This is a genomic window from Actinosynnema sp. NPDC091369 (assembly GCF_044757065.1).
Taxonomy (GTDB): Bacteria; Actinomycetota; Actinomycetes; order Mycobacteriales; family Pseudonocardiaceae; genus Actinosynnema.
Map to the genome: position 1 here is coordinate 837615 of NZ_JBIVUG010000003.1, position 9847 is coordinate 847461.

The 9847-nt window shown below is 61.5% G+C and carries 9 protein-coding genes; 2 read left to right on the forward strand and 7 right to left on the reverse strand.

Going from position 1 to position 9847, the window contains the following annotated elements; all coding sequences use genetic code 11:
* Nucleotides 1-110: 110 nt before the first annotated feature.
* Genes ACIQMJ_RS16580 through ACIQMJ_RS16600 form a run of 5 tightly spaced genes read right to left on the reverse strand, consistent with a single transcriptional unit; the run spans nt 111 to nt 3942 of the window.
* On the reverse strand, nt 111-2228 hold the full coding sequence (locus ACIQMJ_RS16580) for a cell division protein FtsK (RefSeq protein WP_499761813.1): 2118 nt from the start codon (nt 2226-2228) through the stop codon (nt 111-113).
* Nucleotides 2218-2997 (reverse strand): hypothetical protein, encoded by a 780-nt coding sequence (locus tag ACIQMJ_RS16585; RefSeq protein WP_499761838.1) that lies wholly within the window; start codon nt 2995-2997, stop codon nt 2218-2220. The genes ACIQMJ_RS16580 and ACIQMJ_RS16585 overlap by 11 nt, the downstream gene beginning before the upstream one ends.
* Before the next feature lie 14 nt (nt 2998-3011).
* The gene (locus tag ACIQMJ_RS16590) at nt 3012-3341 is read right to left on the reverse strand and encodes a hypothetical protein (protein ID WP_499761814.1); all 330 of its coding nucleotides are present in this window, start codon (nt 3339-3341) and stop codon (nt 3012-3014) included.
* Complete coding sequence (locus ACIQMJ_RS16595) at nt 3338-3682, reverse strand: WhiB family transcriptional regulator (RefSeq protein WP_499761815.1); 345 nt, start codon at nt 3680-3682, stop codon at nt 3338-3340. The genes ACIQMJ_RS16590 and ACIQMJ_RS16595 overlap by 4 nt, the downstream gene beginning before the upstream one ends.
* Nucleotides 3679-3942 carry a helix-turn-helix domain-containing protein gene (locus tag ACIQMJ_RS16600; RefSeq protein WP_499761816.1) on the reverse strand — a complete coding sequence of 88 codons (264 nt, stop codon included), beginning with the start codon at nt 3940-3942 and terminating at the stop codon, nt 3679-3681. Before ACIQMJ_RS16600 ends, ACIQMJ_RS16595 begins: the two co-directional genes overlap by 4 nt.
* A 169-nt stretch (nt 3943-4111) precedes the next feature.
* Here ACIQMJ_RS16600 and ACIQMJ_RS16605 point away from each other — a divergent pair, with 169 nt between their 5' ends.
* The gene (locus ACIQMJ_RS16605) at nt 4112-4486 is read left to right on the forward strand and encodes a helix-turn-helix domain-containing protein (protein WP_499761817.1); all 375 of its coding nucleotides are present in this window, start codon (nt 4112-4114) and stop codon (nt 4484-4486) included.
* A gap of 303 nt (nt 4487-4789) precedes the next feature.
* Complete coding sequence (locus ACIQMJ_RS16610; RefSeq protein ID WP_499761818.1) at nt 4790-5794, forward strand: NsdA family TPR-like regulatory protein; 1005 nt, start codon at nt 4790-4792, stop codon at nt 5792-5794.
* Here ACIQMJ_RS16610 and ACIQMJ_RS16615 read toward each other — a convergent pair.
* Nucleotides 5777-6349: an NUDIX hydrolase gene (locus ACIQMJ_RS16615; protein WP_499761819.1), complete on the reverse strand. Its 573-nt coding sequence runs from the start codon at nt 6347-6349 to the stop codon at nt 5777-5779. The genes ACIQMJ_RS16610 and ACIQMJ_RS16615 overlap by 18 nt on opposite strands.
* Before the next feature lie 230 nt (nt 6350-6579).
* The coding region (locus tag ACIQMJ_RS16620; protein ID WP_499761820.1) for a leucine-rich repeat domain-containing protein at nt 6580-9847 on the reverse strand (3268 nt) is incomplete at its 5' end.

The following is a 9847-nucleotide window of genomic DNA, read 5'->3' on the forward strand; positions in this document are numbered from 1 at the left end:
TGTCCCGTCCCACCTGTCACAAGGGCGTGTTTGCGCTGGTGAGAGGCGCTATGTGAGGTGTCACAGCCGATGGGACGGGTTCACCGGCGTGGGACGGGGTCCGGGACGGGTCAGCGGTCATCCTCGACCACCTCCCCGTCCACGATCGCACCCTCTTGAACGGCGGCGACTGCCGCGCGGATGTCGGCGACGAGGTAGCCGCGCACCTGCCGCACGCCGTCGTCGGTGGTGATCCGGTCGCGGGTCGGACGGCATCCGAACTCACCCATGCGCAGACCGAACGCGGTCGGCTCGAGGTCCAACGCGGCCACCAGTTCCGCTGTGGGGACGAACTCGCGTCCACCCGGTTGCAGATCGTCGCCGAGGTAGTCCACAACGGACGCCAGAGGTTCCGGCACCTCCGGTTCCTTGGTGCGTTCGGCGACCGTGCCAACCGCCTTGGCCACTGCCGCGTGATCGAGCATTGGGCGGTTGTCCTGTCCGGCCGCGTGGCCGGACAGGGTGCCCTCTGACTCCCTGAGCGCGCGTCCACGGGCGCAGATCGTGCGCCAGTCCTCGTTGGGCATGTAGTAGGTGCGGACGATGGTGGCGAGCACATCCGCCCCTGCTGTGGTCTCCCCATCCGGCCGGAGGATTCCCACGCCCTTGTGGGTGGCGAGTAGGCGGCTGCTATCGTAGCCGCGTGTGTTCATCTGCTCGCCCAGCACGATGTTGCTGTCACGCCAGTCCATGACCCGCAGCGCGAACCGCGAGCCCAGCACGGCCCGCAGGTTGCTGGGGATGGTCTTGCTGTCCGGCCGTTGGGTGGCCAGCACGAGCACGATTCCGGCCGCCGGTCCCTTGCGTGCGAGCCACGTCAGCAGCTCGCCGACGTACTCCCCTGCGGTCAGCTTCTTGTCCTGCACCTCCAAGGGTGTTCGGTCCTCCAGCGGGATCTGCACCTCGTCAACGAAGATCGCGGTCACCGGCATGTTCAGACTCGGGTCACGGGACATGGCCGGTGTGATCTTCGATTCCGGGCAGACCTCGTCGTCAAGGTCCTGCATCCGTCGGTAGCGGCCTTGCACCTCGGCGACGAGTTCCACGAGCCAGTCCACGAGCGCCAGGACGTGGGCCGGTTCGTCGCCTGCCATGAACCGGTGTGCGACCTGTGCCGCCGCGTACCAGTCCTTCCCGGCCTTGAAATCGGCCACGTAGAGCCGGGTGTGCGGGTCCAGGATCAAGCCCGCGGCTGCCAGCCGCGCCGCGAAAGTCTTGCCCTGCCTCGGGATCGCACCCACGAGCAACGACGTCCACACCAACGGCAGGTCCACCCGCCGCTGCCGTGCGTCACGGCCGAACGGCACCGGCCGCCACGCGTCCCACCGCTCGACGTTGAGCAACGGCGTCCGCAGTGGAGGTGAGCCGTAGGGGTCCTCGTCGGCGACCCACAGGGCGACCCTGCCCGCGTGGCCGCCGTTGCCGCGTACCCGCTCCACGATGAGCTGTACCTCGTCCACCGCGAGGGCCGATGCCAACGCCTCCCGGTTCTTCACCACGTCGGCCGCCTTGCGCGTCGCGGGCAGGTCGACCGTGACCGCCCACCCGTCACCCTGCCTGGTGGCCCGTTCGACCAGCCGCAAGCTCTCGTCCTTGCCGATGAGCTTCGCGTCCCGGAACGCGTCCACCAGCACCTGCGGATCCATCGTCCACGTCAGCGTCCGTGGACCCGCCAGCACCGGTTTGCGGCCCGGCGAGCCGTCCTTGCGCCGACCAAGTACCGCCAAGGCGACCGCGACCACCCCGCCGCCGGTCCACAGCACCCGGTGCCCGTAGACGAGATCGAGCACCGCGACCGCCACACCGGTGGTCGCGAGGGTGGCGCCGGTGACCTTCCACCGGAACAACCCCAGTGCCCGGATGTCGGTGAACTTGTCCGCCAACTTCTCCGACTGCTCCGCAGCGGCCCGGTAGTCGGCGACCCGCACCCACGACCGCCACCACCGCAACGCCACCACCAGCCCACGCACGACCGCGCCGACGAACCGGAACGGCGACCGCAGCACCGCCACCACGAGATCCTTGACGCCCTGCACCACGAGCCGCCGCGACTTCAAGGCACTCGGTACGCGCGGCGAACGCAGCCACCAGTCCGTCAGCCGCCGTGCCCACGACCCCCGCCGCAGCGGTGGCCCGTCGTTCACGAACTCGCCTTCCAAAACCGCGCTCACGACCTCCCTACCGTTCATGACCCGCTCCGCCCACTTCACGGACGAGCGTGGCGGCGAGCCGTGGTGACAGCCCGCGCGAGCACCCGGTCACCTCACGCACCCACGACGGCGTCACCGTGGTCCCTGGCGTCCACGCAGCCCGTGCTGCCGCCAGGTACTCCCCGAACGTGGTCCGGCTCCCAGTCCTCGTTCGCGGCCGTGGTTCATGAACGCTCGCCGGAGCACGCCGGTCGGCTTCCGTGAACGCTGCCGACACCGCTTCGGTCAGCTTGTCCCGCAGGTCGGTGACCGCCTCCGCCGCGACGAACACCACCAGCGGCGGGACCGAGTGCAGCACGATCCCCGACAACGACCCGGCCGCGTACGAGGCCCAGGTGTTCATGACGTAGGTGGCCGCGAGCGTGAACCACTTCGCCCGCCGCACCCACGGCCCCGTCCGCACCCGATACCGCGCCGTCACCTGCTCCGCCCGCAGGATCGCCAGCAGCACGAGCGACACCGTGGGATCGAGCAGCCAGGCGGCCAACCATGGCAGCGACCACACCGGCGCGTCACCGGCCGCGAAGTGCTGGACGTTGGTCATGGTGAAGCCGAGACCGAGCACGATCCCCGCCCAGCACAACCGGTCGACCTGCGCCCGCACCCGCTCCACCCGCAACGCGACCACGTCCGGCCGCGCCTGGTGCGCCCGCAGCTCCGCCGCCTCGGCAGCCTCCCGCGCGAGCCTGGCCGCCGTGTTCTCGTCCGGCGCGGCGGGTGGCCGCCCGAAGGCGACCACCCTTCCCACACCCTTCGGTGTGCTCACCGCCGATCACCCCTGCGACGCGGCCCGTCCACCGCGGTCACCGTCAACGCCCTGGTGAGCGTGTAAGCCGAGAACAACGCAGGCAGACCCAGCACCACCCACAACAGCGTGGAGTCCCGCCCATGGGTGATCACCAACCACTGCACACCCACAATGACGCCGGCCGTCACGAGCACCCGACCCGTGAGCGACAGCAACCGCGCCCCGGCCCGTGCCGTGTCCGCCGCAGCCTTCGCCTTGCGCGAACCGGCCCGCCACACCATCACCAACGCCAACAGCACACCGACACCGGCAAGCACCTGCGTAACAGTCAGGTTGATCGTCATGACGACGGCCCACCCATCCGGCTACGCCGAGCCAGCCACACCGGGTACAGGGCTCGCCGGTCCTCCTCGGACAGGCCACCCCACACGCCCACCGTCTCGGCACCGGCCGTGCGCAACTCCAGTTCCAAGCACGAGCGCTGCACGGGGCACTCGGCGCACAACCGGGCCGCCAACTCCCGGTCGGTCGACTCCTCCTCATCCCACTCGGACGCCTCGTCAGTCGGCACCAACCACAGGCACCGGCCATCCAGCGTGACGATCTCCCACAGCACCTCGTCCGGCACCGCCGCGAACCGGTCAAGATCCGCAGCGATCACTTCGTAGTAGTCGCCAGAGCTCACCAGGCACCTCCGGTGAGTCGAGCGATCTCACGGGCGGTCCGTCGCTCGGCAGCCATCCCGGCCACGTCGACCACGCCGCCGGAGTCGACGGCCCGCCGAACCATCTCCTCGACAGCCCGCGCTGGAACGACGTACCGAGTCCTCACCCGGACAGCCGGGAAGGCGTCTTCCCGGATGGCCCGGTAGAGGGTGGACGGATCGATGCGCATGAGGCGGGCAGCCTCAGGCACGGTGTAGAAGGTGGGCGAGTCAGCGCCCACACCAGTGGTCGTACTCAATGCTCACGCCTCCGAAAGACTGATTTCACCGCTCGAAGCGCTGACATAAGCCGTGATTATTGGCCAATAGCCGCTGATGTCAGTGAACGCTCCTAAATCCGCCTCAGTCGCGCGCTAACGTCGGCGCTGAGGGCGGAGCACGGAGGCGTACGTGAAAGAGGATTGGTCGGCAGTCGCGGAGGCAGTCAACGCCCGCGCGACGGAGCTGGCACTGAAGCAGCGGGAACTCGCCGAGAAGTCGGGCGTATCGCTCGCGATCGTGCGTGAGATCCAGCAAGGCCGAATCCAACGCCGACGCAACCCGCGCACCCTCGAAGCGCTGTCGATCGCGCTCGACTGGCACCCACAGCACCTGACCGCGGTTCTGAACGGCCAAAACCCGCCGGAAGCAGACGCGACCGCGGCACAGGTCGACAACCCGGTGATCCCGCTGCTGAACACCATCATCCGGGAGATTCGCGGACTGCGCGCCCAACTCGGGACGCTCACCAATCGACTTGACGACGAGTCGCGAAGAAAAGACTGACTCGCGGTGGTCGTTCGACGGTTCCTGCGTCGCTGTCATGGTAACAGCAGACCGCCGAACAGGGGGTAGAGATAATTGTCAGCGGCTAACGCCCCACGTGTTAGGTGGAGTTAAGTTCGCAGGTCACGGCCTCAGGGGACGGGGGAGAACGTGGCAGGACAACGCCGAGCCGACCGACCGATCACACGGCTCCAAGCCATCCGGCGCGAGTCGGGACGCACCCAAGCACAGGTCGTACGCTACTTCCTCGAACGAGGTAGGACACTAGGCATACCCGTAGCCAGCGAGTCAGCCTTATCCGTCATGCTCTCCCGCTGGGAGAACGGCCGCGTAGAAGTCACCGACCCTGGCTACCAACGACTCTTCCGCGAGTTCTACGGCCGAACCAACGAAGAACTGGGCTTCCCGCCCGAGCATCTGAACGAATCCGCCGAAGAACTCCGCGACCGCCTGGTCATCGCACGCAACATCGACCGCGAAACACTCGACCTGTTCCAACGCCAAGTCAACGACCTGCGCAACTCCGATGCACGCTTCGGAGCCGTCGTCGTCCTCGACCAACTGAACAACCTCGTCCGCCAAATGGAAAGCGTCAAAACGTTCAGCGTGAGCACCCACCTTCGCGAACGCCTGGCAGCCATCCTCACCGACGCCCGCACCCTCGCCGGCTGGACAGCACTCGACCGAGGCTCACAACTACAAGCGTGGCAGTACCACGAGGACGCCAAGGTATCCGCCCGCGAAGCCGACTCACCGCACCTCTTGGCGCACGCCACAGCACAGCAAGCCGTGATCCTCCTGGACATCGGCGAACCGGCCGCAGCAGTCGAGCTGCTGGAGCACGCGCGCCACGTAGCCGACAACCGCGCCCCGTCCCTCCTCCGAAGCTGGCTCGCCGCAGCACACGGAGAAGGACTCGCAGCGGCCGGACACCACGACGAGTCCCTACGCGCATTCGATGAGTCGCAAGCACTTCTGCCCACCAACCCGATCGACCCCGAGCTGCCTCACCTCATGCTCAACGACGGACACCTAGCCAGATGGCGCGGCAGCGCACTCGTGCGCCTCGCCGACCACAACGCCGTCACCAACCTCGAAGCGGCAGTGCGGGAACTGGAGACGTCCCCACACTCCGCCATCCGCGCCCAACTGCACATGTACGCCGACCTAGCCTTCGCCTACGCCACCGCAGCCGACAGCAAGGGAGCACTGAACTACGCGGCCAAAGCCCGCCAACTAGCCTCCCGCATCGGCTCCGACCGCCAACGCCAGCGCCTAGCCAAACTACAACTACCCGAGATCGGCTGACCCGGCATTGCGTGAAGCCAAGTAAAACAACAGCGGCACAATCGCCCCCGACCCAAGCACCTCACCACGCTTGATCAGCTCCAACATCCGATCAATCGGAATCCACTCGATCCGCGCGGCTTCCTCAGCGTCAGTCGGCTCGCCCACCTTCTCGGCATTCCGCCAGATGTAGGCGTTCACTGGAGCATCCACCATGCCGGGCAACGGTTGGAATGTAGCGATGTGCTCCGGCTCGCCGATCGGCCGCCAACCAGTCTCTTCGACGGCTTCCCTCGCCGCCGTAGTAGCCGGATCTTCACCTTCCTCAACCAGTCCACCAATGAGTTCATAACCCCACTGATCAACAGCAAACCGGTACCGCCAAAGCGTCAAAACCTCCTCATTTTGATTCAACAGCAATGCAACTGCGACGTGGTGCAATTTGACCACATGGTGCTCGAATCGTGTGCCATCCGGAGGTTCGACATCGACCAGGTTGAGTTGCACCCACGGGTTGTCATATATGGTGCGCTCGCCGCGGACCTTCCAGCTAAGTTTCTGCGGGTACTCAGTCACAGCATCGACTCTATGCCATAGGGAGTAAAAGTGGTAGTCGGCACGACGCACCCACAAGACACCAGTTTATCCATTCTGTCGTTTTTCTCGGACGCGAATTAGCGAAATTACGGCACCGACGTAAGGTCTGACTGTCGGTCGGGCGGGCTCATGAAGGTTCCAATAAAATTGTGCGTTCGGCAAATTGATGCTGCAATTGGGCCTTCGTCTGGTACCAAAGTGGGCAATTATCAAATTTGGCGCGGGGACTTGTACGATGCCAAGTGCTCGTCGCATAGGTAGAGTGTCAGACCCTCGGGAGTGGTGAACCGGGAAAGACCTCCCCACCGGCGTTCTGGGTCGAGTTTAACCAGCATCGCCTCCAGTGCCCTGAAATCGGCATCGTTCGTAGCACGTGCAGAAGCGGCATCGCTTTGAGCCTGGTCGCTTGACAGTTCACCTTTATACGCCAGTTCGGCAGGCACCTGATTTGCTAGTTCCTTCATCAGGTCACAATCTGCCTTTAGCTGGCTGTCCAACTGATCAACCGCAATACCGAGAATTGGTCCTGCAAGCGGCGCCGCATGCTTAAATGCGGTAATCATAAATTGCAAGTATGGCCCCAGTTTCTGAAACCACTCGTTCGGCTGCTTGATCCCGTAGCAACCGTTTGATTCTGGTAGCCTATGCCAGGCGCCAGGTTCTTCGCAATATAAACGAACCTCGTAGGGGGTACTGGCAATCCGTTTCCCATCTAGCGGTACAATTGCGATTACACTGGGGCAGCGTGTTTCTTGTTGCAGCTGTGCCAAATGTTGGAGCCTCAAGAACATATGCTGGGCGTAGCCGCCGTAATAATCGATTTTGTCATGTACGCGATTAACGTTCTGGTCAACTTTGTCGACGGTTTCGACGATACTGGTCATCGTACGCATAAGCTTTTCGATGTTGGCGCGTGTCGCATCCCGGTCGGTTGGTGCGATTCCGTGCAGAAGTCTGGTTACTGAAACAAATGTGCCGGACTTTCTGCACTCGATGTCGTCGCGAGGGGGGTTTCTTTCCAGTCTGGCTTGAAGGTCGTCATAGTCAAACAATTCTGCGCAGCCGCTGTCATTGTTTTCACTACCGCACGGGCAAGGTACTTGTCGAAGGATTTCGAGGCCTGGGTACCGTTCGAGAGTCAGATTTAGTCCATCGTCGAGCACTGAGAAGAAAGCGGCGGGGGACGGGCCGCGTACCGAGAGCTCGACAACGTTTCGATGGCGGTCAGCGCGGACGAGTGCCAAGTTTTTGCCGTCTGAGCTACGCAATAGCGCTCCTGTGCGCCAATGAATTCCCGTGCTAAACCGGTGTGATCGCGCTATAAACCACGTCGGAATTCCAGGTGGTGAAGTGTTTAGGCGGTACAATACGCGAATCTCATGCACGTTATCCGTGCTATAGCCTGTGTCCCATTGGGTCTTAAAGTCAGGAGGATCCCACTGTAGGCGCTCTACGACTAGACTTATTTCACCTTTTCTTCCGCCTTCGATGCGATATGAAAGGTCAAATTTGTCCATCATCCCAAGGAAGTGGTCGCGTAACCCGCGGTTGAGGTCGCTCCACAACTCGTCCAAATGACCTCTAGTGAGAATCCCGTGGGCGCCTGCTACGACGGAACTATCAAGCACTTTACTGATGTATTCATTTACCCAACTAGGCTTCAAGATTACGGTTTGAGAAAGCTCGACATCGTCGTGGTAGTACAGAATATCACCTAGTTGATGCAAGGCGGTCGCAATGTACTTTTGTTGCGGCGTATCGGCGACGCCGGAGTCATTGAGCATTTGCCATAGTTGCTGTGGTGTTGTGTAGGGTTCTTTTGTGCTTCTGATAGCGTTTGTTGCAGTTAGCCAGTCGCTTGGCCACTCTGCGCCCATAAGCGGAAGAAGTGCTGCTTCCCGTGATATGAACTTCGACAGCCCTTCAAGTCCCTCCCGTGTTTCATTATCGATAGAAAAACTACCTCTGATCATAGGATGATTATCGCGAAGCTCTTGGAGGGGAAGATCTACTGGGCGTCCATGGATGTGGGTCGCAACAAGAATGATCGGAGATTCTGGTGCTCGTGCGGTGATCATGTCTAGCCAGTATTGGAGCTTTCCCTGTTCCCAACCCAGGCGGGAATTCCAAAGCAAAAGAAAGAGTGCCCTATTGCTCATGAAGAACTGATGGGTTGCGTGATAGATCTGCTGTCCACCGAAATCCCAAAGATTTAGCTGCATTTGGGCATCCGGAGTATTGGGATGTGGCAACTTTAGATTACTTACGGTGATGCCATGAGTAGTGGGTTCACCGGCATCGTGATCTTTATTGGTCAGAGCTTTGACTAGGGAGGTCTTTCCTACCCCGCCCTCGCCGACAACCAATAGCTTAGATACCCATTGAGCCGAACTTCCGCGTTCGCGAGCGGCTAGAAACGCAAGAATGGAATCGGATCCACCTGCCGCAATTTCTGGAGGTGGACTAATGAGGGGATTCTCGGCAACTGCCAAGTTTTGAAGGCTCGCCATTTTCGCCATAGAAATCGGTAGATGGCTCAGTTGGTTTTGCTCGATATTTAGATCGCTCAAATTATGGAGGTTGCTGAGCGAGTCGGGTATTTGGCTGATTTGGTTGTTGGCGAGCCATAGCGTCGTGAGATTTGTTAGCTCACCTAGCCAGTCAGGTAGAGTGGTAATTTTGTTGCCCGAGAGATCGATGTAACCCAGTGCGGAGAGGTTGCTGAGCGAGTCGGGTATTTGGCTGATTTGGTTGTTGGCGAGCCATAGCGTCGTGAGATTTGTTAGCTCACCTAGCCAGTCAGGTAGATCGGAAATCTGACCTTCGTCGAGCCAAAGAAGGCTGAGATCGGCGAAATTTCGAATCGCGTCAGGTAGTCGGCTTAATTTGTTGTACCCTAGCCAGATGTGGCGCATTTTTGTGAGGTTGCCAATGGAGTCGGGCAAGTGAGTGAGCTGGTTGTTGCTGAGTTGGAGATTGGTGAGGTTGGTGAGGTTGCCAATGGAGTCGGGCAAGTGAGTGAGCTGGTTGTTGCTGAGTTGGAGATTGGTGAGGTTGGTGAGGTTGCCAATGGAGTCAGGCAAATGAGTGAACTGGTTGTAGTCGAGGTGCAGGTTCGTGAGCTTCGTCAAGCTGGTTAGCCAGGAGGGCACCTCGGCGAGGTGGCTTCCTGAAAGGTCGAGATCTACAAGATCGGTAAGCTTGCTCAGCCAGTCGGGTGCATAAGTGAGTTGATTTTGCCCAACTCGAAGAGAGGTTAGTTGCGCAAGATCACCGATCCATCCAGGAAGTTCGGTCAATAGATTGACGTTCAAGGAAAGGGTTGCAACTTCAGAAAGCCTGCTAGAGATGTGTGTGATTTGGTTGTTGTCGAGCCAGAGGTTGGTGAGGTTGGTGAGGTTGTCGAGCCAGTCGGGTAGTTGGGTGATTCGGTTGTTGCGTAGTCGGAGGGTGGTGAGGTTGGTGAGGTTGGTTAGC